A 24,292-nucleotide genomic window follows, 5' to 3' on the forward strand; every position below is an offset into this window, starting at 1 on the left:
CAGCGGTAGGGCGCTTTTTTTTGATCTATATTTTTGATGTGGGTTTTTGATATAGATTTTTAGTTTTATCTGGTGCGGTAAAAACGATTTGCTTACGCAGGTTCGCAGTAAAGAGGTGCGTTGGGGGTCAGGTTGTTTAGTAGCGTATCAAGATCCGTAAGGCGTTTTAGGCGCTGAAAGTGTTGGTTCGCTTCGGCATTGCCTTGACGCATTTGTGCCAGCCACTGTTTGACTAGTGACACCACCACCCGCTCTGGTAAGTGCTGCCGCTGTAAATCAGCGTATTGTTTTAGCACGCTGGCGCGCATTGCCCAGGTGGTATCAGGTAGGCGCTCACCTGTACGCTGCCAGTGGCGTATACGAGCTGCAAGCCATGGGTCTGAGAGGGCGCTACGGCCAAGCATGACATCCTGGCAGCCTGAGAGGGTGCGAGCCTTCCAGTAGTCCTCTAGAGTCCAAATATCACCGTTTGCAACGACAGGCATCGACACGTGGTGGCGAACTTTGCCAATCCACTCCCAGTGCGCAGGCGGGCGATAACCTTCATCTCGCGTACGTCCGTGGACGACTAGCTGTGCAGCACCGCCAGCTTCTGTGGCCTGGGCGCAGGCCACTGCTAAGCGACGATCAGAAAAGCCAAGGCGGATTTTAGCTGTCACTGGGATTACGCCGTCTACGGCCTCGGCGACCGCTTTCACGGCGCGATAGACGCGTTCAGGCCGACGCAGTAGTGATGCGCCACCATCATGGCGGGTGACCAGTTTGGCTGGGCAGCCAAAGTTAAGATCAATGCTGATAGCGCCCAGCGAGAGCGCTTGTTGCGCATTGCTGGCTAGCGCCTCGGGGGCTGATCCCAGAAGCTGTAAATGCACGGGAACACCGCTAGGAGTGGCGACGCGACCTGCTGTCAGCTCGGGGCAATGTTTATAGAACACGCGAGGAGGGAGGCGTGCGTCAACCACCCTGACAAATTCTGTCACTGCCCAGTCAAACCCTGCCTGCTGAGTCAGTAGGTCACGCGTTAAGGCGTCGATGACCCCTTCCATAGGCGCTAGGCCTATCCTGCCTTTATGTAGTAAATTAACAACCATGACTTCCACTATGGCGCGATTGCAATCTATCCTGGATATGGCAGGTTAGTGTATTAGCCTCACTGCGCCAAGCGCCTTTAGAGGCCGTTGGTGTGCCGATAAGCATTTGAAAGAGGGAGAATGCGGTATGCAAGAGTCAGAGTTGCTCCAAGAAGGGCTTTCCCTTATGGGGTTAGGTATGGGTTTTGTGTTTGTTTTTCTTACGATTTTGGTAATTAGCGTTACGCTGATGTCGAAATTGATTGGCCGTTTTCAGCCTGCCCCTGTAGCAGCGCCGAACGGTCGAAATAACGCAAAATCACCTGCACCGAAAGGCCAGGATGATGAAGTCATGGCAGTGATTAGTGCTGCAGTGCATCGTTATCGTTCTTCGCGCCGTAAATAAGACCCTAGTTTTGTAGCTATCCTACCGCTCCATTAATAATTTTTTTGTTAAATTTACTACAAATCCATAACGTAAAAACTGTGAGCCACGACCATGAATGAAACAAAACGTCCTCTGGGGATCACTGATGTTGTTCTTCGCGATGCCCATCAATCGCTGTTTGCCACTCGTATGCGTCTTGATGACATGCTGCCGATTGCCGAAAAACTCGACAACGTCGGCTATTGGTCATTAGAGACCTGGGGTGGGGCAACGTTTGATTCGTGCATTCGCTATTTGGGTGAAGACCCTTGGGAGCGTATTCGGGCATTAAAAGAGGCTATGCCGAATACACCTCAAGCGATGTTGTTGCGTGGCCAAAACTTATTAGGCTATCGCCACTACGCCGATGACGTGGTTGATAAGTTTGTTGAACGCGCCAAGACCAATGGGGTTGATGTGTTCCGCGTATTTGACGCGATGAACGACCCGCGCAATCTTGAGCGTGCCATCAAAGCGGTTCGCCAAGTAGGTGGACATGCACAAGGCACTATTTCCTATACGGTTAGCCCGGTACATACCCTGGATAGCTGGGTAGAGCTCGCTAAAACCATTGCCGCAATGGGGGCAGACTCGCTGGCTATCAAGGATATGGCGGGGCTCCTGACGCCTTATATCGCCTATGATCTTGTCTCGCGGCTGAAAAAAGAACTGTCTATTCCCGTTCACCTGCATTGTCATGCCACTACCGGTTTGTCGACCTCGACAATTTTGAAAGCCGTCGAAGCGGGGGTCGATAATGTCGATACCGCGATTTCTTCCATGTCCATGACTTACGGCCATAGCCCGACCGAATCTGTCGTGGCCATGCTCAAAGATACCGACCGCGATACCGGTCTTGACCTGGAATTGCTGGAAGATATCGCCAGTTATTTCCGTGAAGTGCGCAAAAAGTATGCGGCGTTCGAAGGTTCGTTGCGTGGCATTGATTCACGTATTCTGATCGCTCAGGTGCCTGGCGGCATGCTCACCAACATGGAAGGCCAGCTAAAAGAACAGGGTGCCGGTGATAAACTCGACGACGTGTTGAGTGAAATTCCTCGCGTACGTGAGGACCTTGGCTTTATTCCGCTGGTGACGCCAACTTCCCAGATTGTTGGTACTCAGGCAGTGATGAACGTCATGATGGGCGAGCGCTACAAGTCCATCTCCAAAGAAGTTCAGGCACTATTAAAAGGTGAATACGGCTCTGCGCCTGCGCCATTTAACGCAGAGCTGCAAAAACGCGTGCTCGAAGGCGGTGAACCGATCACCTGCCGCCCAGCAGATAACCTATCGCCAGAAATGGATAGGCTCGCTACCGAGCTTAAAGAGAAGGCCAGTGCAGACAGTATTCGTATTGCTGAGGGCGAACAGGAGATAGACGACGTACTAACGTATGCGCTGTTCCCGCAAATTGGTCTGAAATTCCTGAAAAACCGTGACAACCCGGATGCCTTTGAGCCCGTCCCCCAAGCGGCTGAGACGAAAAGCGCTAATGTACCGGCAAAAGCCGAAAGTAAAGCGCCTGTGGTCTCGAGTGGCCCGGAAACCTACACCGTTAAACTCAACGGAAAAGCGTTTGTGGTGGAAGTCTCAGAAGGAGGCGACATCGGTGAGGTGAAAGAGCAGGCCGCGGGTGCCTCAAAAGAGCCAGCGCCCAGCGCCGAGGTCGAAAGCAGCGGCGACAGTATTGATGCGCCACTGGCGGGCAATATCTTCAAGGTCAATGTGCGCCCAGGCGACCAAGTAGCGGAAGGCGATGTGGTGATAATTTTGAAAGCCATGAAAATGGAAACCGAAGTGCGCGCCAGCAGTGCCGGTACCGTATCGAAAGTTAACGTCAGCGAGGGTGACAGCGTCACCGTCGGCGATTCGCTGATCGAGCTTTAAGGGCATTCGGGAATGGATAAGTTAATCACCTTATGGGAAGGCTCGGGGCTTTATAACCTCGAACTTGGTCAGGCGGTCATGATTTTGGTAGGGCTGGGGCTGCTTTACCTTGCCATCTACAAGAAGTTTGAGCCGCTGCTGCTGGTGCCGATTGGGTTTGGCGGTATTCTTGCCAATATTCCTGAGGCGGGCTTGGCAATTTCAGCGCTTGATCAGGCGATTGAAGTAGCAAAACCCGCGGTACTTCAACAGATAGCCTCCGTACTGGGCGCCACCCTTGATCCATTAAGCGGTGTGGAAGCCTGGCGGGAGTCGCTAAAAGCGATTGCCCACGATGCTGCTGCCCCAGATCAGTTGCGCGCAGCGAAGGATATCGCCATGAACGTTGGTTATGGCGATGGCATGCTTTATAGCTTCTATAACGTAGCGATTGCCTCCGGCATTGCCCCGCTGATTATCTTTATGGGCGTGGGGGCAATGACCGACTTCGGCCCATTATTGGCTAACCCGCGCACGCTCTTTTTAGGGGCGGCTGCTCAGTTTGGTATTTTTGCCACGCTGTTTGGTGCTGTTGCACTGTCGTCGATAGGGGTGATGGACTTTTCCCTTAATCAGGCTGCGGCAATTGGTATTATCGGTGGTGCTGACGGCCCGACGTCTATTTACGTATCGAGCGTGTTAGCCCCTGAATTGCTTGGCGCTATTGCAGTGGCGGCGTACGCCTACATGGCGCTTGTACCACTGATTCAGCCGCCGATCATGCGCCTGCTGACCACTCAAAAAGAGCGTCAAATTAAGATGACGCAGCTGCGGCCGGTATCCAAGCTGGAAAAGGTTGTTTTCCCGCTAGTGTTGTTGATTCTGGTCGCACTTTTCTTGCCTGATGCAGCGCCTCTGTTAGGGATGTTCTGCTTTGGTAATTTGATGCGTGAGTGTGGTGTGGTTGAGCGCTTATCGGATACTGCGCAAAACGCGCTGATCAATATCGTGACGATTATCCTAGGGCTATCGGTAGGCTCAAAGCTGATGGCAGAAAGCTTTCTGACGTTTGAGACGCTGGGCATCTTAGGCCTGGGTATTGTGGCGTTCGGTATTGGCACGGCTGCAGGCGTATTGATGGCCAAGCTGATGAACCTAGTCAGCAAAATGCCGATTAACCCGCTGATTGGTGCTGCTGGTGTTTCGGCGGTGCCGATGGCCGCGCGAGTGGCTAATAAGGTTGGCTTGGAGTCGAACCCGCATAACTTCCTGCTGATGCATGCCATGGGCCCCAATGTGGCAGGGGTTATTGGTTCTGCTGTCGCGGCGGGTGTGATGATTAAATATTTAGGCTAATACACGCTAGTAGTGCTATTGCGCAGCTATCGCTATGTAATGGTTAGCGTCTAAAACGCGGCTTACCGAGCAATTGCTCGCGTAAGTCGCGTTTTTTTGTAGGGTATATTGATGACTTTATTACGGTGCCACTTTTTGAATATCGAGGGCAGTTTTTAGCCGGTTTTCAAGCGTGGTGAGGTTTAGGGTGTCATCCCTTGGCCAGCCAATCGTGAGGCATACGCCACCGCCATCATAATCGGCTTGTTGGACGGGGATTTTCTGCTCGTCACACCAGGCACGCGCTACTGCCTCATGGGCAAAGTTAACGCGAAGCAGGTAATTATCTCGTTCGACGACTTCTCGCGTGGGTAATGTTTCAATCCCAGCGTTAACTGACTGGGCGTAAGCCCGGGCAAGTCCGCCAGTGCCCAGCTTGGTGCCGCCAAAGTAGCGAATCACCACGCAGCCTATTTCCCCCATCTGACTACCGAGCAAGGCTTGATACATGGGCCTACCTGCGGTGCCACCGGGTTCGCCATCATCAGAGAAACCTATGTGCGTTTGCTCTCCGGGAGGGCCTGCAATAAAGGCAGTGCAGTGATGGCTTGCATTGGGGTGAGCGCTCTTAGCTGCCTGCAGCAATGCATGGTAGTCCGCAGTGTTGGGTGCATGACATATCCAAGTGAGGAAGCGACTTTTTTCAACCTCAATTTCAGCGGTATGCCATGCGGCGGGTGCTAAGTCTGGGACTCGGTAACGCAATCGATACTCCCTAACGGATGAGCGGCGAATTAATGGTGCCGAGTGTTACTGGCGCCATGTTCTACGCCCATGACCATTCCCAGCACCTGAATATCACAATTATGCAGGAAAACAGCAGGCATCGCTGTATCTTCAGGCCATAAGTGAACGCCAAGCCGGCTAATAGAAAGTTGTTTTAGCGCAACCTCTCGCTGATTAATCGTCGCGATAGCGGTTTCTTGATGGCTACCTTGCTGATAACGGCGAATAATAATGACATCGCCATCAAATAGATTGCATTCGCGCATTCTGTTGCCGCGCACGCGAAGCGCATAGGTGTTGCGCCGCGTTACACGAGGTGCCGAATAAACAGGGCGACCGGTATTCGGTGTCGTTTGAGGCGGTGCTTGAAGCGGCGCTTGTTGAGTTACGTTCAAGGGTGTTGGCATTGTCATCGTCATGCTGTTTTCTCCAATGCAGCGCCCGCTCCCTAGGCGTGTAATTGAGCAGATTGCTGTGTTTATAATCGGTAGTGTTTTTTCATACAGTGTTCGTAGTATAGGCCTGTTTTTGCATACAGTGCTAGTGTTGTGCATTATTCATTGTTCTTAAGCGAAGATTGGTAGGGTCGTGCTGCGACCCCAGACCGCAGAGAGCGACTGGCGGGAAAGGGGCTTTCCGTGTAGAGTTCGACGCAAAATCTACGTGCCTGGAGATATCATTGAGCCTCTGCCTGCAAGCCCGACAGCTAGCCTGTGAGCGCGATGACCGCTGGCTGTTTGAGGGGCTAGACCTTGATATTCAGCGTGGCGAAATTGTCCGCATCGAAGGCCCTAACGGGAGCGGCAAAACCACGTTGTTGAAAATTCTCTCAGGCCAATTGAGCGACTACCATGGCGACATTTATTGGAATGGCGACTCAATGCGCGAGGTGCGTGAACATTTTCTCGCCAATCTACTCTATTTAGGACATGCCCCTGGCGTAAAAGCAGGCCTTTCTCCGCTGGAAAACCTGGCGTGGTACCAAGCGCTTAGCGGTGAAAAGGGAGATGATTATCAGCGTGAAGAAGCACTGGCGCAGGTAGGGCTTAGCGGCTTTGAAGATGTGCCTGCAGGCCAGCTTTCCGCAGGCCAGCAGCGGCGAGTGGCCCTTGCTAGGTTGACGCTCACCCAGCGGGCATTGTGGGTCCTGGATGAGCCTTTTACAGCAATTGACCGCCATGGAGTGGCAGCATTAGAAGCGCAGCTTGTTGCACATGCCAACGCGGGAGGCTGTGTATTAGTGACGACACATCATGAGTTAACCGCATCATCCGTGCTTAGGCGCGTTCAACTGGGGTAGAAGGAGACAGCGTTGCCAAGCTCACACGCCACGACCGGCATCCCAGAAATGTCGATGCATGCGCCTTCTGGTGGGCTCATGGTTGCCATTAGTGCCACTTTTAAGCGAGATCTAACGCTTTTGCTACGCCGTCGTGGTGAAGTGCTTAACCCACTGGTGTTCTTTGCCTTGGTGATAACGCTCTTTCCGATCGGTATTTCACCTGATCCCCAGCTGCTAGCGGAAATAGCGCCTGGGCTGTTGTGGGTGGCGGCGTTGCTGGCGGCACTGCTTTCTCTGGATAGTCTTTTCCGGAGTGACTATGACGACGGCAGTTGGGAGCAGCTACTGCTAGCCCCTCAGCCGCTGGCGGCTCTTAGCCTTGCTAAAGTTGCCGTTCACTGGTTGCTGACAGGACTACCTTTGGCACTAATGGCGCCGATTTTAGGTATCATGTTGGCACTTCCTGCTGGTAGTTACGTGGTTTTAGCGATCTCGCTGGCATTGGGAACCGCAAGTCTCAGCTTGATTGGTGCGATTGGCGCGGCGCTTACCGTCGGGTTGGCTCGAGGTGGTGTATTGCTGTCCCTGCTGGTGTTGCCGCTCTATATTCCGGTTCTTATTTTTGGCGCGGGCGCCGTACAAGCCGCCATTTTAGGCGATGGTATCGCGGCACATCTTGCTATTTTAGGCGCACTTTTAGCGATTTCGTTAATGCTAGCACCCTGGGCTATCGCCGCATCGCTACGCATCAGCATCAACGGTTAAAGGACGAAAACACCATGTGGGCCTTTATAAATAAACTGAGATCACCCAAGTGGTTCTACTCGATTAGCGCCAAGCTGCAGCCCTGGTTCTGGGCAGCGGCGGTGCTCTTGCTGCTGGTGGGAACCGTCTGGGGGCTGGCATTTGCTCCCGCGGACTACCAACAGGGCAATAGCTTTCGCATTATCTATGTCCACGTTCCTGCCGCTTTTTTAGCGCAATCCATTTTTGTATCGATGGCGATTTCAGGCTTGGTATTCATGGTCTGGAAAATCAAAGTAGCCGATATGGCAGCTACAGTGATGGCACCCTTGGGCGCTGTTATGACCTTTGTAGCGCTTTTTTCAGGCGCGGTATGGGGAGTTCCTACCTGGGGAACTTGGTGGATGTGGGACGCGCGCTTAACGTCCATGCTGATTTTGCTGTTTTTGTATTTAGGTGTCATTGCACTACGCGGCGCTTTCAATAGCCGCGATAGCGGCTCCCGAGCAGCATCAGTGCTAGCGATGGTGGGCGTGATTAATATTCCGATCATCAAATATTCAGTGGACTGGTGGTATACCCTGCACCAGCCTGCCTCGTTTACGATTACCGGACGCTCGGCAATGCCCATGGAAATGTGGGCACCACTGCTCATTATGGTGCTGGGTTTCTACTGCTTTTTTATTGCGTTGACCCTGATGCGTACACGCAGCGAGATACTGCGTCGTGAAACCAATAAGCGCTGGGTGCAAGAGTTAGTAGAGGAGGTGAGATAATGGCTTTTTCCTCGCTCAATGAATTTTTTGCCATGGGTGGTCACTGGCTCTATGTTTGGGCTGCTTGGGGCATTACTGCGTTGTTGATGCTGGTAATAGTTTGGCATGCGCGCCAAGAGCGCAGCCAACTTCTGAAAGGCGTAAAGCGCCGCGTGCGCCGCCAAAACGCTCACTCCCAGTCCGCGCAAGTACCGGTTAACTCTGCTCAAAGGGACGTTCGTAATGACGCCTAAACGTAAACAGAAGCTGTTCGTTATTTTAGGGTTGGTTTCATTAACCGCGATAGCGGTGGGGCTAACCCTTTATGCGCTGCGCTCCAATATCAATTTATTTTTTAGCCCAGTACAAATTGCTCAGGGCGATGCGCCTATGGAGCGCCAGATTCGCGCGGGTGGAATGGTTAAAGAGGGCTCGGTGTCGCGAGACCCCGAAAGCCTTGATGTTGAATTTACCGTGACGGATTACGTCGATGACTTAAACGTCTATTACAGCGGGATTCTGCCGGACCTCTTCCGTGAGGGGCAGGGCGTGGTCGTAGTAGGTGAGCTACAGGCAGATGGGCGCTTATATGCCGATAAAGTCTTAGCTCGCCACGATGAAAATTATATGCCGCCTGAGGTGGCGCAAGCATTGGAAGAAGCAGGTTACTCTCCGGCAGATTTTCAGGCAAAAGCGGCCGAAGTGGGTAAGCGTTTGGAGCAGGAAGGCACCCCCAAAGCAAGCGATTATTAATGTCTTATCGTGTCAAACAGACGGTTATGCCCAATGCTAATTTGGAGCGCTCATGTTCATCAAAATGATTCCTGAAATCGGCCACTTTGCTCTGGTCATTGCCCTGTTGATGGCCGTGATTCAAGCTGTGATGCCGCTCGCAGGTGCAGCTACTCGTCGCCCGTTATGGATGGCTTATGGCAAGCCTATGGCAACAGGGCAGTTCTTCTTTGTTGCCATTGCCTATTTGTGCCTAACGGCCAGTTACATGCTGGACGACTTCAGCGTGGCGAATGTCGCCAATAATTCAAACTCACTGCTGCCCTGGTACTACAAGTTTAGTGCCGTATGGGGAAACCATGAAGGGTCGGTATTGCTGTGGAGCTTGATGTTGGCTGGCTGGGGTTATGCCGCTTCAGTGTTCTCCGGCGATTTGCCTCGCGACATGGTGGCACGTGTGCAAGGCATCATGGGAATGGTCTGCGTTGGCTTCCTGCTGTTTATCTTGATGACTTCCAACCCATTCGAGCGACTATTGCCGAACATGCCTCAAGACGGGGCCGATCTTAATCCGCTGCTGCAGGACTTCGGGTTGGTTGTACATCCTCCCATGCTCTACATGGGGTATGTGGGTTTCTCAGTGGTATTTGCATTTGCGATTGCCGCACTGCTGGGTGGGCGTTTAGACGCTGCCTGGACCCGCTGGGCGCGCCCCTGGACTAATGTGGCCTGGGCATTTCTTACCGTAGGCATTGCACTTGGTAGTTGGTGGGCTTATTACGAGCTTGGCTGGGGCGGTTGGTGGTTCTGGGACCCGGTCGAAAACGCCTCATTGCTGCCCTGGTTAACAGGAACGGCGCTGGTGCACTCGTTGGCGGTCACAGAAAAGCGCGGCTCTTTTAAAAGCTGGACGGTGCTGCTGGCTATTTCAACCTTCTCGCTGTCACTAATGGGCACGTTCCTAGTGCGCTCTGGTGTACTAACTTCAGTGCACGCGTTTGCTAATGACCCTTCTCGCGGCTTCTTTATCTTGATGCTGCTGGCAATTACTGTGACGTTGTCACTGCTGGTATTTGCACTGCGCGCCCCTCGTGTGAGCCATAAAGTCGGGTTTAATTGGTTATCCCGTGACTCATTGTTGTTGGTCAATAATATTCTACTGGTCATTATGACGGTCACCGTGCTGTTAGGGACGGTCTATCCGCTAATTTTGGACTCTCTTGGGCTAGGCAAAATCAGTGTTGGGCCTCCTTACTTTAATGCGCTTTTTGTGCCGTTAACGGTACTCATGTGCATGTTTATGGGGCTTGGCCCCATTGCCCGCTGGAAAAGTATGAATGCCAGTGAGCTGTGGCGTAAGCTCTGGCTATCCGGCGCTGCTGCGCTAGTGCTAGGCGGTGCGATGCCTTTGCTATATGGCGGCGAATGGGATTTGTGGGTGTCCTTGGGGATTATTTCGGCACTCTGGATCGTGCTGCCTATCGTGCGCGATCTATTCGACAAACCCCGCCATGCCAGCTCCTTTATGGCCGGGCTGCGTAAGCTGTCGCTAGCGTACTGGGGCATGGTGCTTGGTCATGTGGGAATTGCGGTCACCATCGTCGGTGTGGCGGTTGTTTCCAATTACAACATCGAGCGCAACGTGCGGATGTCACCGGGCACGACTGTTGAAGTGGCCGGTTATCAGTTCACCATGACTGAGCTGACAAATCGCCGAGGCCCCAACTTCCTGGCAGACACGTCCATCATTCAGGTACAGCGCGGCGACTCTGGGCGTAGCTTTGTGATGCGTCCAGAAAAACGTCTCTATCTTGCGACGGGTATGCCAATGACCCAGGTGGCGCTTCGCCCAGGGCTGTTCCGTGACCTTTATGTAGCCATGGGGGAAGATTTAGGCGACGGTAGCTATGCGATGCGTGTTCAATACAAACCGTTTGTACGCTGGCTATGGCTTTGCGGGGTGCTGATGGCCTTCGGTGGCATTCTGGCGATAGTCGATAAGCGATACCGCCGTGTCGTATCGCGCAAAGCGCCTGCTAACGCAGCCTCTGCAACGCCTGAGTCTGGAATGTCTAAGGAAGCTACGGTATGACACGTCGCCTGTTGCTTTTACTGCTGCCCATTGGCTTTTTGGGGATCGCACTATTTCTGTATCAGGGGCTAGGGCGCGACCCCTCGCACCGTGACTCTGCGTTAATGGCCAGACAGTTTCCTGCGTTTGAAGCCACAACACTGCGCGATGAAAACCGCCAAGTTGATCAAGCATTGTTAACTGGTGACGTCACCCTGGTGAATGTATGGGGCGAGTGGTGCCCTGCCTGTAAGCAGGAAATGCCGCAGCTGCTGGAATTGGCTGATCAGGGAATTCGCATGGTCGGCATTAACTATCGAGATACTCGCGAAAAAGGGCTGGAATTTTTGAGTGAGTTTGGTGATCCCTTTGAAGTGAATATCTTTGATCCCGACGGTAGCCTTGGCTTTGATTTGGGGGTTTACGGCGCGCCGGAAACCTTCCTGGTTGATGCTGACGGCGTCATTCGCTACCACCACAAAGGCTACGTGTCACCGGAAGACGTTCGTGAACGCATTTTGCCGGAGGTGGAAAAATGGCGCTAATACGCTTAATGCTTACCGTCGCGCTGCTGGCACTGACCAGCAGCGCGTTGGCTGCTGGTATCGAGATACGAGAGTTTGACGATCCTGTTATGGAGCAGCGCTATCGCGACCTGACTGCTTCAATGCGCTGCCCTCTGTGTGAGAACCAAGCAATTGATGATTCTGATGCGCCAATTTCCGGTGATATGCGTGAGCGCGTTTATCAGTTGCTAAAGGATGGTCAATCGGATATCGAGATTGTTAACCACATGGTGCAGCGGTTTGGAGAGTACATTCTTTATAACCCGCGCTTAGAAAACCGTACTTACCTGTTGTGGGGATTACCGATAGGGTTAGTGCTGCTCGGCGTGATTGTCGTCGTGATGATGGTTCGCGCTCGGCGTAATGCCTCAGCGAAGGCGCTTAGCGCCGAAGAGCGTGCCCGCCTGGATGCCCTGATTAACCGCGAGAGGTCTTCATGACACCGCTGTGGATTGCGATTGCTTTACTATTACTGCCCGCGCTTTGGTTAATGATAGCGCCGATGCGCGGTGCCCGAACGCTGCGTGACCAACTAGATCACTTTGAAGCAAACGATACTGCTGATGAGCAAAACGTGGCAATTTTTAAGCGCCGTTTGGCTTCGCTAGAAGCTGCTTACGAACGTGGCGATATGGATGAAGAGCGGTTTAAAGAAGACCGCCTAGAGTTAGAGCGTAGCCTATTAGAAGACACTGCCACCCGTACTAAGCGCCCCTTAAAGACGGCGACGGCAGGCAGGCTTGCTGTTCCCTTGGTTATGGTGGCTGTGGTGGGAGCGAGTACATTTTGGTATCAGCAAAACGGCGCAGAAGGCGATTTAACGCTTTACGCTATTCAGCAAGAAGTGCAAAACGACCCCGATGGCTCACTGGCCATGTATTTAGAGCGCATGGAAGCAGAAGCCATGCGTCAACCGAATAATCCCAATGTATGGAGTTCGCTGTTTCCGCTTTACCGTGAAACCGGTCAGGCCGACAAAGCAGCTGATGCGTTAGAGCGGTTGATTGCTATTGAAGGGCGTATTCCTCCGCTGCTCGCCCAGCTTGCTCAACTGCGATTTTTTATGGCAGGGCGCGAACTGACCCCCGAGGTACAGTCGTTAGTGGACGAGACGCTAGCGCAAGATCCACGCCAGCCCACGGTGCTTGGCTTGCTGGGTATTCATGCGTTTGATAATGGTGATTATGAAACGGCGGTAGATCGCTGGCGTCGCGCTGTTGCAAACATCGAAGATCCCGATACGGCATCCTCTTTACGTGAAGGCATTCGCGTTGCTCAAGAGCGTTTAGGTATAGCGCCAGAAACAGCGGCGGTTGAAACCGCCCAAAGCCAAGGCGTGCGTGTGACCGTCTCATTAGACGAAGCGCTGATGGATAATGTAAGCGACGATGCTAGCGTGTTTATTACCGCCCGCGACATGGAGGGCGAGTTGCCGCCGCTCGCTGTTATTCGTGCCCAGGTGTCAGAGCTTCCCATGACAGTCGTACTGGATGACACCGCAGCCATGTCACCTCAAGCGCAAATCTCACAGGTACGTGAAACACGCTTAGTCGTTCGTGTTTCTCAATCTGGTCAGGCAACCCCTCAGCCAGGCGATCTCTTTGGTGATCTGGAGAGCGTTAGCGTTGGAACGATTAGTGAGGATGATGCGGCAAATGTTGTTATTGACCGCGTTTTTGAATAACGTCCACGCAAACAACCGCTGCGAAGGGTCGCAATGCGCTTAACCTCTATTCGTCTTGTTGGGTTCAAGTCTTTTGTTGATCCAGTAACGGTGCCTTTCGATGGCAATATGACTGCCATCGTTGGGCCAAATGGCTGTGGCAAATCCAATATCATCGATGCAGTGCGCTGGGTAATGGGGGAGTCCTCCGCTAAAACTCTGCGCGGCGAATCCATGGCTGATGTTATTTTCAACGGCTCCACGGGCCGTAAGCCGATCAGTCAAGCTTCTATCGAGCTCAAATTCGATAACCGCGATGGCGGTATGGGCGGCGTTTACGCTCAGTACTCAGAAATTGCGGTAAAACGCTTAGTCACCCGCGACGGCCAATCCAATTACTTCTTTAACGGTCAAAAGTGCCGTCGGCGAGATATCGCCGACCTGTTTATGGGCACCGGTTTAGGCCCACGTTCTTACGCCATTATTGGCCAGGGAATGATTTCACGGCTAATCGAAGCACGTCCCGATGACCTGCGTGCCACGCTTGAAGAGGCTGCCGGTATTTCAAAATACAAAGAGCGCCGCCGGGAAACCGAAAACCGCATGCGCCGCACTCAGGAGAACTTGGAACGCCTGGATGATATCCGTGAAGAACTGGACAAACAGCTCGAACGTCTCAAGCGTCAGGCAGAAGCAGCCAAGCGCTATCAAGAGTTAAAACAGCAGGAGTACCGCCTAAAAGGCGAGCTGGCGTTAGTGCGCGGACGTGCATTGCGCGCTGAGCAATCTCATCAAGAGAGCCGAGTACGCGAGCTGGAAATTGCGGTAGAGAAAGATGTCTTTGGCGTGCGCCAGTGTGAAACGCGCCTGGAACAAGCGCGCGAACAGCACGATGAACTGGCCGATGTACTGGATCGCCATCAGCAACAGTTTTTTGAAACCACCACCCGTATTGCCCGCCTGGAGCAAGATCAAGCGCACCGACGCAGTCGTGAAGCTCAATTGGCCAGCGATATAGCAACGGCCCGCCGCGATCTTGACGAACAGCGTCGGGTCAGCGAAGGCGACCAGGAGCGTTTTGTCGCCATAGAGGCTCGCTTGGAGGATTTGCTTCCGGAGCATGAAGCCCTTGAAGAGCAGCTAGAGACGCTTGAGCAAACGTTAGCGGATGCGACTCCCGTCCTAGAAGCTGCCGAACAGCAGTGGGCAGATGCGGAGAATCACTGGCGCGATGCCAGTCGGGAAGCGGACCGTAGCCAAGACCAGTTACGCGACTTAGAGCAGCGCATTGCGCGCATGCAGGCGCAAAATCAGCGCCGCCGTCAACAGCGTGGCGAACTTGCAGATGTCACTGAATTGCGTAACGAACACGCTGAATGCCAAGCCCAGCGAGAAGAGGCTGAGCAACGTGCTGAAGCCTTCCAAGCCGAACGTGACCAGTGGCAGCAACGCTATAGCGATGCCAAAACAGCTTATCAACAGGCCTCCCAGGCTCGTGATCACCAGCGTGCCGAATTAACTCAACATCAAGGCGAACTCTCGTCACTAAAGGCGTTAATTGATGCTGCCCTAGCAGATCACGACCCTGATTTAAGTGACGCATTAGTGGCTCAAGGCTTAGCCGATGCGCCACGGCTCGGTGAAGCGATTAGTGTGGCACCTGGCTGGGAGCGAGTGATTTCCTGGCTGCTTGCGCCGTGGTTAAACGCCCGCTTAGTGTCTGCGAACCAGCTAACCGCGCTACCTAACGCCCTTGCCACTGATTGGTGCTTGATTGATCAAGCTGAGCGGCCTGCGTCATCAGCGCAGCGCTTGGATTCGTTGGTGAAGGGAGCCGGTGCGTTAGGGGGGTGGTTATCAAGTATTCACTACGCTGAAACGAACGAAGATGCTGATGCGCGGTTAGCTGACTTAGCGCCAGGGGAGAGTGTTGTCAGTCGGGAAGGCGTGTGGCGCGGGCGCGGCTGGCTGCACCAGCAGGCTAACGGTGAAGGCGTCGATGCACTGCTGGTCACACGCCGCCGGTTTGATGAATTAGACGCCCGTCTCACACAGGATGAAGACGCGTTAGCGTTGCTGGATGAGCAGTGCGAAGCCGCGAGCGAAGCTATTGAGGCGCTAGAGCAAACCCGCGAGCAGCAGGCCGAGCAAGAGCGTGCCCACGCGGCTGTGCTTCAGCAACTTGCAGTGAAAGAGCAGCGACTAGCCCAACGTCTGGAACATTTAGAGAGTCGCGCCACTGAGTTGGATGATGAACTCGCTCAGCTACAAGAGGATGAGGCGGAGTTAACGCTCACTCTAGAAGAGCAGCGCGCTCGATGGCATGCCGCGATGGAGCAACTGGAAGCCGCTACCGAAGCCCGTGAAACCAGCGCTGAACATCGCGGCCATCAGCGTGAGCAGCGTGACCTGTTAAATCAACAGCATGCTCCTATGAAGGCGCGTCAGCAGGCATTGGCACTAGAGCGAGAGCGGTTGAACGCTGAACGGGATAGCCTACGTGCCCAGCAAAGTCGCAGTAGCGACAGCGAAGAGCGCCTTTCGCTACGTATTGCTGAGTTAGAAGAGTCGCGGGAAATGCTGGTAGAGCCCGATGAGTTGGCTGCCGAAGAGTTAGAAGAGCTGCTACACCAGCGCGAGCAGCAGGAACGCCGCCTCAATGACACACGCCAGCAAGCCCAGGCATTGGCGGAGCAGCTGCGCAATGATGAGCTGGCCCGCCAGCAGCATGAGCGTAACTTGGAGCAAAGTCGTGAACAGTTGCAGCAGCGCCGTATGGATGTACAAGCGCTGGCGCTTAAGGCGGCTACTCAGGATGAACAATTAGCAGAACTGGGCCATGACCCAGATGTTCTGGCCGAGCATCTGCCTAGCGATGCCAGTGAAACTGCTTGGCAGGAACGGTTGGAAAACACGACAGATAAGATTCGCCGTTTAGGTGCCATCAACCTTGCGGCAATCGAAGAGTACGATCAACAGGCCGAACGGCGTAACTATCTGGAAGCGCAGCACGCTGAGCTTACGGAAGCATTGGAAACCTTAGAGCGGGCTATTAAACGCATCGATCAGGAAACCCGCGTGCGTTTTCGAGAAACATTCGATCAAGTTAACACTGGCCTACAAACGCTATTTCCACGGGTGTTTGGCGGAGGGGCTGCTTGGTTAACGCTCACTGGGGATGATTTGCTAGAAACCGGTGTGGCAATTATGGCGCGACCGCCAGGTAAGAAAAACAGCACCATTCACCTATTGTCGGGTGGTGAAAAGGCGCTAACAGCACTGTCGTTGGTTTTTGCAATTTTTCAGCTGAATCCTGCGCCTTTCTGCATGCTGGACGAGGTAGATGCCCCGTTGGATGATGCCAACGTAGGGCGCTATGCCAAACTTGTTAAAGAAATGTCAGAAAGCGTTCAGTTTATCTATATCACCCACAATAAAATCGCGATGGAGGCCGCCGAGCGCTTAATGGGGGTCACCATGCAGGAGCCTGGTGTGTCGAGGCTTGTATCGGTGGGTATTGATGAGGCTGCTGCGCTGGTTGATTGAGTGTTTTATCGGAAAATGCAGAGCCTTCTATTGCAGTGAATTAAACGAATTTACTCCTTAAATGTCTCGTGAAATATGAAAAAATGGCTATTCAGCGAGCCTGTGACCGATTGTGTGTTGAATAGATAGAGAGCCCTGCCGCTTTATAGTTGACGTTGCCTAGCTATCCCAGGCTGTGCTCATTAGTTACTATTTATAGCGCTTCTTTCTTTTTATTTTCATTATAAAAATCTATATTTATCAGCGGTTTATTTTATTTCTTTGTTTTTGGTTAACTGAGTTGATCATGATGCTGGGGGTTGCTCCTGCTAAAGAAAATCGCGCAGCTGAACAAGCTCATTTATCTAAAGCGGATAAATCTGAAATGTGAACTTTTATTATCTTTGTGCAGCGTTAGTTAATGGTTTAAAACATATATGCTATGATTTCATTAGCTATTACATGCGGTTTGTTATGACAACGCTTCTTGTGAAGACAGTTTTGATAGCGCCGCATTTGTTGAAACGTTTTTGATAGAACGATTTTGATAGAACAGCAGTTGGCAGGGCAGTCTTGGCAGAGCAGTGGCGTTTCGTTACGTGAGTTTGAATGTAGGCTTGTCATGTTTAGGTGTGAAGGGCGAGCGAGGGAAAGAAAATCTTCCCTATAGAAAGCAGACAATGATGTGGCGATATGTCCTGTCGGGATAAATTAGCGCTAAAATGGCACTTTTCTTAGTTGATATAGTCCAAGATTTGGCCTAAAACCACCTATAGCGGTGTTAAAGCGTGAAAATCTGCAAAAAGTGGCCCTTTTCGTAGCAACCGCGCTATGCTTGATGGTAGTTAGCTAACATCGGATATGTTACGTCATCAGGCATAGCGCCTTTGCAACCGGTATATTGACCCATGGAATGCTCGACATGGAATTAAGAGAGTGGTTAATCATTCTAGGACTGGCACTGGTATCGCTCATCGTTGTTGACGGTGTGCGCAGGCTTCAACGCCAACGCCGTGTGCCCCGTCTGGATCAAGCAGTCAAAGACTTGCCAGCCGCTAAATTCGAAGAATTTAATGATGAAGTCAAAGAAGCGGAAATAAACTGGGAACTGCCTAATGGTGGTGCTCGGGTCGTTAAGCCTGCTGACTATAGCAATCTTGGGCAAAAACCCAAGTTGGAACGCCAAGAGCACCCTGGGCCTTCCAAAGTGCTGTCTGATTTTCGCCGTTCTTTTTCTAACTCTGCCAGCTCGGCTAAATCAAAAGCTAATGCTCATTTCTCATGGTCTCGTAAAAATGAGCCACGAAAACATGAACAGCCGTCTGCTGTCGGGCATTCCATGTCGGCGAATCACACACACGTTCAGCCAGATACTGCTTCAGTCGAGCACACGCTAGGCATGTCTGCGATTCCTGAACCCGAGCGCCGGGAGCCTAGCGTATTTATGGCTGACGAAAAAACCAACAATATCGCTAGCACTGAAACTCAGCAAACAGAAGCCGCTCGCCAAACGACGAGCGAAGAACCTACATCTCCAACTGAACCTGTTAGCCCTAAGTCGTTTAATCCTGAAACAAATAGCCCTGAGGCACTTCGCACCGATAGCCCCGGCGCACAGCCAGTACCTGAACGAGCCGAGCATTACAAATCAGACGCCAATGATCAGAGAGTAGATGTTGAGAAAGTGAAAGTAGGTGAGGAGCAAGAACATCAGACGGCTACTCAAGAAACTGCAAATCTTGAAGCTAAGAACCGCGCGGAAGCGGCGTCAGCTGGAATTGATGAGCAAATTGCATCAAGTGTAGAGACTTCAGTTGGAAAAACGGCAGAAGATACCATTACTGCAGCTGAACCGAGCGTAGAAGTAGAGCCGACGCTGAGAGCCGAACCTGAAGATGCCGTATTTGCTCAACATGCCTCTGACACTCCCAAACGTCGTCAATTGCGGTCAGACACTGCGGGTGAAGACAGAGACCTAGACGATGATGAGGTTGATGAATATCGTTTGGTCGACTTCGAAGGTATTGGGCGTTCCTTCAAACGTCGCTTAATTGAGCGTCGTAAAGAAAAAGCGCGTAAGAAAGCAGAGAAAGCTAAACGAGCGGAAGCTCTTGCCAAGCAAAAAGCAGAACGTAAAGCACTTGAAGCCGAGCGCAAAGCGCTTGAGGCGCAGCAGCGTCGCGAAGCAAAAGAGGCGGCAGAAGCCGAAAAAGCGCGTATTGCACAAGAACAAGCTGAAGCACGTGAGGCCGCTGCGGTGGGCGCTGCCGCGGAGCGTGAGGCTGCGCAATATAACGAGGCGACGATTTCTGCGCACGACGATAGCTATCACGATGTTGATGGTTATGAAGATGTTGATGGCTATGACGATTACGCACCCGAAACGGGATACCGGGATAATGTTGTGCGTACGCATCCCACGTTAGAAAAAGCGCTACGTCATGATGTTAACAGCGAGCGCGCCAGGGATACGCTCACCGACGCTTCTGAAATGGTGGTGATCAGCGTGCTTTCGCGGGAGCCTGAAGGTTTTGACGGCGGTAAGCTGCTTGAACTAATCATGGCCTGCGGTCTTCGCTATAGTCGTGAAATGGGCGTCTTTCACCGATTCGAAACAGAAAGCTTCGACAGCGAACTGCAATTTTCAATGGTGAATGTACTCAAGCCTGGTACGTTCCCTATTGAAGAAATGGATGAGTTTGTGACCCCTGGTATTACGTTCCTAATGCCGCTACCGGGTGCCAGTGATAGCTCAGCGGCGTTTGAAGCCATGGTCGAAACAGCAATGGTTGTCGTACGCCATATGGGCGGTGAGCTTAAAGATGAAAACCGTAGCGTGATGACCGCGCAAACGATAGAGTTTGCGCGCCAGCGGGTTCATGAGTTTGAACGTCGCCATCGCCTGCATCGTCATATGCAGGCACGCTAAACGCCGCGTCGCTTCAACACCCGCCTTCCTAAAGAAGGCGGGTGTTTTTGTTACTAAACACCTGTTTTTTTGTATGCCGGAACAACTGAATGAGTCAGCCTGAGAAAAAACTTCTGGAAGAGATTAGCCAGCTGCGCGCTGATCTTGATGATGCAAACTACCGCTACTATGTATTAGACAACCCTAAGCTGACCGACGCAGATTACGACCGCAAGCTGCAGCGGTTGAAGCAATTGGAGTCTGAATACCCCCACTTGGTCTCGCCGGATTCCCCTACTCAGCGCGTGGGGGCTGCACCAGCGGAAGGTTTTCCTGAAGTCGCCCACGCGATCCCGATGCTTTCATTGGATAACGCTTTTAGCCGCGATGATATTACGGCATTTGCCGAGCGAGTGGCTGAGCGTTTGGAGTGTCAGGTCGGAGACATTGAATTTAGCTGTGAGCCAAAGCTTGATGGTGCCGCGGTATCGTTAGTATATGAGCAGGGCATACTGGTTAGCGGCGCAACCCGTGGCGATGGCCGTACTGGGGAAGGTATTACATCGAATTTGCGCACTTTGAAGTCCGTTCCGCTAAAGCTATTGGGCGACAATATTCCAACGTTATTAGAAGTACGCGGCGAAGTCATTATGCGTCATGCAGGCTTTGAAGCGCTCAATGATCGAGCCAGGGAAGAAGGCAGTAAGGTCTTCGCTAACCCGCGTAATGCGGCGGCTGGCAGCCTACGCCAGCTTGATCCGCGAATTACCGCAACACGCCCATTAGAGTTTCATGCTTATCAAGTCGCCCGAATTGATATAGCGAATATTGCCGATAGCGCACTCGGCAATAGCATAATGACAACCCATAGCCAGCAAATGGAAAGGCTCAAAGCGTGGGGCTTTCGCTCCAGTGCGGAGCTTCGTACTGTCAGTGGCCCTGAGTTGGTGGCTGACTACTGCGAGCAACTGGGTGAAAAGCGAGACCAGTTGGGTTACGACATTGATGGCGTAGTGATCAAAGTTAACGACCTGCGCCACCAGCGGGAGCTTGGTTTTGTGGCGCGTGCGCCACGTTGGGCAGTAGCGTTTAAGTTTCCTGCCCAGGAAGAAGTTACGACGCTTAACGATGTAGAGTTTCAGGTAGGCCGTACTGGCGCGATTACCCCGGTCGCTAGGCTAGAGCCCGTCACCGTTGCCGGTGTTACGGTATCGAACGCCACGCTGCATAACGCTGATGAAATCACCCGTTTAGGTGTGATGGTTGGTGATACGGTGGCTATTCGCCGCGCGGGCGACGTGATCCCTCAAGTGGTGCGGGTAGATATCGACAAGCGCCCTGCGCAGGCGCGTGCGATTACCTTTCCTGAGCACTGCCCGGTGTGCGGTTCGGATATTGAACGGCTAGAAGGCGAAGCGGTAGCTCGTTGCTCAGGTGGGCTTTATTGTGCCGCTCAGCGTAAAGAAGCGCTAAAGCATTTCGTCAGCCGTAAGGCGTTAGATGTGGATGGGTTGGGCGAAAAGCTGATTGAACAATTGGTGGAACTGGACTGGGTGAAAACACCGGCGGATTTGTTTCGCTTAACCGTTGAACAGCTTCAGACGCTACCGCGCATGGGGGAAAAATCCTCGACCAACTTGGTAAATGCGCTGGATAAGGCCAAGCACACCACGCTGGCACGTTTTATTTACGCTTTAGGTATTCGCGAAGTAGGCGAAGCCACAGCGGCAAATTTAGCCAGCCACTTCGGTACACTTCAGGCCCTGCAAGAAGCTGATCAAGCGGCGCTAGAAGCGGTTAATGATGTTGGTCCGATTGTGGCCGCTCATGTTCACACTTTTTTCCGCCAAACGCACAATCAGGAAACGATTGTAGCACTGCGCGATGCTGGTATTACCTGGCAAGAGAGTGTAGTGACTCAAGGCCCGACGCCCTTGAAGGGGCAGACCTGGGTGCTCACCGGCACGATGGACACCATGACCCGCGATGATGGCAAGGCTCGGCTGCAAGCGCTAGGTGCTAAGGTGGCCGGCAGTGTTTCCAAGAAAACCACCTGCCTTGTGGCAGGCGAGGCCGCAGGCAGTAAATTAACCAAAGCAGAGCAGCTGGGCGTTGAGGTGATCGATGAAGCCACCTTTATCGAGCGTCTAGCTGCCTGGGAGCAGAGTGAATGAGCCGTTTTATTGAAGTTCCAGCACGCATGCTGCCGCCGGAAACGTTGGATGCTTTGCTTGAGACATTTGTGACTCGTCAGGGATATGACACCACCGATACTGGCGCGGGCATGGACGGCTGGGGGGTTGAGCTGAAGCAGCAGCTTGAGCGTCATGAGCTTATTATCGCTCACGATCTCGAATTGGAAATGACCGAGGTGATGACTCTCGCCCAATGGCGCTCCTTTGGGCGAGATCTTGCCGATGATGAGGAAGAGGGCGATTACTGAGCGCGTACTAGCGCGCTAATAATCCGCCGACCTGGATGTAAATGGTCCACTAACGACAGCTCTAGTGGCATCGGCTCATCACACATTCGCGAGGCAATGACCTCGGCACAGAGCGGGGCGCTGGCAAGTCCCCGAGAGCCGTGTGCGGTAGATATCCACAGTCCTGAATGGTGCCTCCCTTGGGTGTCAGGCACGTTAGACGCATCTTTTCGCAACGCCGCGTAATCCTGCTGCCATGCATCGGCATTAGGCACTGGCCCCGCGTAGGGGCTTTTGTCTGGGCTTGCTGCACGTACGGCAGCACGGCCTGCTAGAGTGTCGGGGGTTAGTGTTACACCAGCAGTCTCAAGTGCGGCGACCCACTCAGGCAGTGCTTGGCGAAGTTCATCGATATTGCGCTGGTGATCCGCTGTTGTAACGTCGCTCGTGGCGTTATTGGGCACAAAGCTGGCCCCAAACGTCAGCACGCCTTCCACTGGCGGGGATACATAGCCGCCAGCACATACCACACGTTGCGGGCCTTGAGTTCCTGCAGGAAGCGTCATCTCGCTAACCTGGCCGCGAACCTGCTGCAATGGGAGCGCCGCGGTTTGCGCAAAGCGGTTGGCCAGCGACGCATTGGCCACCACAACATGGTCGGCGGTCAGCGTATCGCCACTGGCCAATTTGACCTGCCAACCGCTGCCGTGCTGCAGACTCATCACTTCCCCTTGATGCAAGGTGATATTAGCGTGCTGTAACAGCTGTTCGCAGAGCAGTTTGGGGCGCACCCAGCCTGCCTGGGGATAAAAAAGCCCGTGACCCGCTGTAACAGGAACACCAGCTAGTTCGCTAAGCGTCTCCGTTTGAGCTGACACCACCGCTTCTGGCAGCGGGTGGCGTGCCATAAAGTGCTGCTGGCGAATAGCCTCTTTGTCACTTAATGCCAGTTGCACTACGCCACATGGCTGCCACAGCGGCGTTTTCTGTGGCGAGGTGGACGCCTGTTGGCTAAGCCACCGCTGGCTGTAGAGAAGTCCTGATAAATAGAACCGGCTTTGGTTATTCGTTTCCGCTGCTAGCTTTACGTACAGCGCTCCCTGACGATTGCCAGAGCCACCTGCGCCGGGAGCATCGCGTTCAATGACCGTTACTTGAATATCCCGCTTGGCTAACGCCGCTGCAATGCTGCAACCGGCCATGCCTGCCCCAATGATGACTACATGGTTGGCGGGCCTTGCCGCAGGCGGCGTGAACCAAGGGGTGGATTGGCGGCGGGTGTCGTTAGGCGGCGTGTCGATATGGCCCGCTAACATTTCCCGCTTCCGTCCATATCCAGGGACCTTTTGCCAGCTAAACCCCGCTGCTTTTAATCCTCGTTTAACGACACCGGCACAGGTAAACGTGGCGAATGTGGCCCCTGGTCGAGAGCGCGCTGCCATGGCCTCGAATAGCTCAGCCTGCCACATTTCTGGGTTTTTAGAGGGAGCGAAGCCGTCTAGAAACCATGCGTCGACTTGGCCATCTAGCAGGTTTAGTCGTTCTGTGGTGTCGCCAAAGTGCAGGTCCAGAGTTACCCGCTCGTTGAGATGAAGACGGTGAATGCCGCTGACGGCTTCAGGCCATTGGGCGCATAGCGCCTGTGCATAGTGCGCCAAAGAAGGCCAAGCGCTTAGCGCGCGCTCAAGAGACACTCGGTCAAGCGGAAACTTCTCAGTGGATAACAGATGAAGGCGCGCAGTACCCGGTGCGTGTTGTTCAAAACAGTCCCACGCGCACAGCATATTAAGCCCAGTGCCAAAGCCTGTTTCGCCAACCACAAACGCGCGGCTGTGTTGCCAATCCGCAAAGCGCTCGGGAAGGTGATTCGCCCCCAGGAAAACGTGTTCGGTTTCAGCACGGCCGTCTTCCCTGGAAAAATACACATCGTCGAAGGCGTCTGAATGGGGAGACGTCTCGTTCCAGGTGAGTAAGGGAGCCGTTAACGCCGCGAGTGGGGGCAGGGCAGTAGAGCGTTGAGTCACGCGGGTATCCCCGTACTGATGAAGTTTGTGTTAAAGATTGGTTAAAAAATGATCAACTTGTTGATAAGGGCATCATCTCTAGCTTTGGGAAAAGCGTCCGCCGAGTTTTCACA

20 protein-coding genes are annotated in these 24,292 nt (G+C 53.1%); 16 read left to right on the top strand and 4 right to left on the bottom strand.

Annotated features, from left to right (window positions below):
• Nucleotides 1–92: 92 nt before the first annotated feature.
• Nucleotides 93–1,091 carry a tRNA dihydrouridine synthase gene (locus tag REH51_RS12730; RefSeq protein WP_498935962.1) on the bottom strand — a complete coding sequence of 333 codons (999 nt, stop codon included), beginning with the start codon at nt 1,089–1,091 and terminating at the stop codon, nt 93–95.
• 127 nt (nt 1,092–1,218) lie between these two features.
• Here REH51_RS12730 and REH51_RS12735 point away from each other — a divergent pair, with 127 nt between their 5' ends.
• The 3 genes from REH51_RS12735 (at nt 1,219) to REH51_RS12745 (ending at nt 4,722) form a co-directional block, all read left to right on the top strand.
• A complete protein-coding gene (locus tag REH51_RS12735) occupies nt 1,219–1,476 on the top strand; it encodes an OadG family protein (protein WP_009722199.1) in 258 nt (85 codons plus the stop codon).
• A gap of 93 nt (nt 1,477–1,569) precedes the next feature.
• On the top strand, nt 1,570–3,387 hold the full coding sequence (oadA, locus tag REH51_RS12740; RefSeq protein WP_498935964.1) for a sodium-extruding oxaloacetate decarboxylase subunit alpha: 1,818 nt from the start codon (nt 1,570–1,572) through the stop codon (nt 3,385–3,387).
• A gap of 12 nt (nt 3,388–3,399) precedes the next feature.
• Complete coding sequence (locus tag REH51_RS12745) at nt 3,400–4,722, top strand: sodium ion-translocating decarboxylase subunit beta (RefSeq protein WP_009722201.1); 1,323 nt, start codon at nt 3,400–3,402, stop codon at nt 4,720–4,722.
• Between the two features lie 120 nt (nt 4,723–4,842).
• On the opposite strand, the gene REH51_RS12750 is transcribed toward REH51_RS12745, so the two are convergent.
• Together REH51_RS12750 and REH51_RS12755 are read right to left on the bottom strand one after the other, a co-directional pair.
• Nucleotides 4,843–5,466, bottom strand: coding sequence for an IMPACT family protein (locus REH51_RS12750; RefSeq protein WP_009722202.1), 624 nt, complete (start codon nt 5,464–5,466; stop codon nt 4,843–4,845).
• A 29-nt stretch (nt 5,467–5,495) separates the two neighbouring features.
• Nucleotides 5,496–5,906, bottom strand: a complete 411-nt coding sequence (locus REH51_RS12755; RefSeq protein ID WP_009722203.1) for a LexA family protein — start codon at nt 5,904–5,906, stop codon at nt 5,496–5,498.
• 260 nt (nt 5,907–6,166) lie between these two features.
• On the opposite strand from REH51_RS12755, the gene ccmA reads away from it, so the two are divergent.
• From ccmA to REH51_RS12820, 13 genes are all read left to right on the top strand, one after another.
• Nucleotides 6,167–6,787 carry a cytochrome c biogenesis heme-transporting ATPase CcmA gene (gene ccmA / locus REH51_RS12760; RefSeq protein WP_009722204.1) on the top strand — a complete coding sequence of 207 codons (621 nt, stop codon included), beginning with the start codon at nt 6,167–6,169 and terminating at the stop codon, nt 6,785–6,787.
• 48 nt (nt 6,788–6,835) lie between these two features.
• Nucleotides 6,836–7,534, top strand: coding sequence for a heme exporter protein CcmB (gene ccmB, locus REH51_RS12765; RefSeq protein ID WP_498937754.1), 699 nt, complete (start codon nt 6,836–6,838; stop codon nt 7,532–7,534).
• Between the two features lie 14 nt (nt 7,535–7,548).
• The gene (locus REH51_RS12770) at nt 7,549–8,289 is read left to right on the top strand and encodes a heme ABC transporter permease (RefSeq protein ID WP_009722206.1); all 741 of its coding nucleotides are present in this window, start codon (nt 7,549–7,551) and stop codon (nt 8,287–8,289) included.
• The gene (gene ccmD, locus REH51_RS12775; protein ID WP_009722207.1) at nt 8,289–8,522 is read left to right on the top strand and encodes a heme exporter protein CcmD; all 234 of its coding nucleotides are present in this window, start codon (nt 8,289–8,291) and stop codon (nt 8,520–8,522) included. The genes REH51_RS12770 and ccmD overlap by 1 nt, the downstream gene beginning before the upstream one ends.
• On the top strand, nt 8,512–9,021 hold the full coding sequence (ccmE, locus tag REH51_RS12780) for a cytochrome c maturation protein CcmE (RefSeq protein ID WP_009722208.1): 510 nt from the start codon (nt 8,512–8,514) through the stop codon (nt 9,019–9,021). The genes ccmD and ccmE overlap by 11 nt, the downstream gene beginning before the upstream one ends.
• A gap of 52 nt (nt 9,022–9,073) precedes the next feature.
• Entirely contained in the window at nt 9,074–11,092 is a 2,019-nt protein-coding gene (locus REH51_RS12785) for a heme lyase CcmF/NrfE family subunit (RefSeq protein WP_498935966.1), read from the top strand.
• Entirely contained in the window at nt 11,089–11,616 is a 528-nt protein-coding gene (locus REH51_RS12790; protein WP_009722210.1) for a DsbE family thiol:disulfide interchange protein, read from the top strand. The genes REH51_RS12785 and REH51_RS12790 overlap by 4 nt, the downstream gene beginning before the upstream one ends.
• Nucleotides 11,607–12,077, top strand: a complete 471-nt coding sequence (locus REH51_RS12795) for a cytochrome c-type biogenesis protein (protein WP_009722211.1) — start codon at nt 11,607–11,609, stop codon at nt 12,075–12,077. The genes REH51_RS12790 and REH51_RS12795 overlap by 10 nt, the downstream gene beginning before the upstream one ends.
• On the top strand, nt 12,074–13,321 hold the full coding sequence (gene ccmI / locus REH51_RS12800) for a c-type cytochrome biogenesis protein CcmI (protein WP_009722212.1): 1,248 nt from the start codon (nt 12,074–12,076) through the stop codon (nt 13,319–13,321). The genes REH51_RS12795 and ccmI overlap by 4 nt, the downstream gene beginning before the upstream one ends.
• A gap of 33 nt (nt 13,322–13,354) precedes the next feature.
• Complete coding sequence (gene smc, locus REH51_RS12805; protein ID WP_009722213.1) at nt 13,355–16,846, top strand: chromosome segregation protein SMC; 3,492 nt, start codon at nt 13,355–13,357, stop codon at nt 16,844–16,846.
• A 901-nt stretch (nt 16,847–17,747) separates the two neighbouring features.
• The gene (locus REH51_RS12810; RefSeq protein WP_498935968.1) at nt 17,748–19,754 is read left to right on the top strand and encodes a cell division protein ZipA; all 2,007 of its coding nucleotides are present in this window, start codon (nt 17,748–17,750) and stop codon (nt 19,752–19,754) included.
• Nucleotides 19,755–19,843: 89 nt separating this feature from the next.
• The gene (gene ligA / locus REH51_RS12815) at nt 19,844–21,907 is read left to right on the top strand and encodes an NAD-dependent DNA ligase LigA (RefSeq protein WP_009722215.1); all 2,064 of its coding nucleotides are present in this window, start codon (nt 19,844–19,846) and stop codon (nt 21,905–21,907) included.
• A complete protein-coding gene (locus tag REH51_RS12820) occupies nt 21,904–22,176 on the top strand; it encodes a YheU family protein (protein ID WP_498935970.1) in 273 nt (90 codons plus the stop codon). The genes ligA and REH51_RS12820 overlap by 4 nt, the downstream gene beginning before the upstream one ends.
• On the opposite strand, the gene mnmC is transcribed toward REH51_RS12820, so the two are convergent.
• A complete protein-coding gene (gene mnmC / locus REH51_RS12825; protein WP_498935972.1) occupies nt 22,170–24,179 on the bottom strand; it encodes a bifunctional tRNA (5-methylaminomethyl-2-thiouridine)(34)-methyltransferase MnmC2/FAD-dependent 5-carboxymethylaminomethyl-2-thiouridine(34) oxidoreductase MnmC1 in 2,010 nt (669 codons plus the stop codon). The genes REH51_RS12820 and mnmC overlap by 7 nt on opposite strands.
• Nucleotides 24,180–24,292: the final 113 nt, after the last annotated feature.

The organism is Halomonas bluephagenesis (assembly GCF_054790765.1).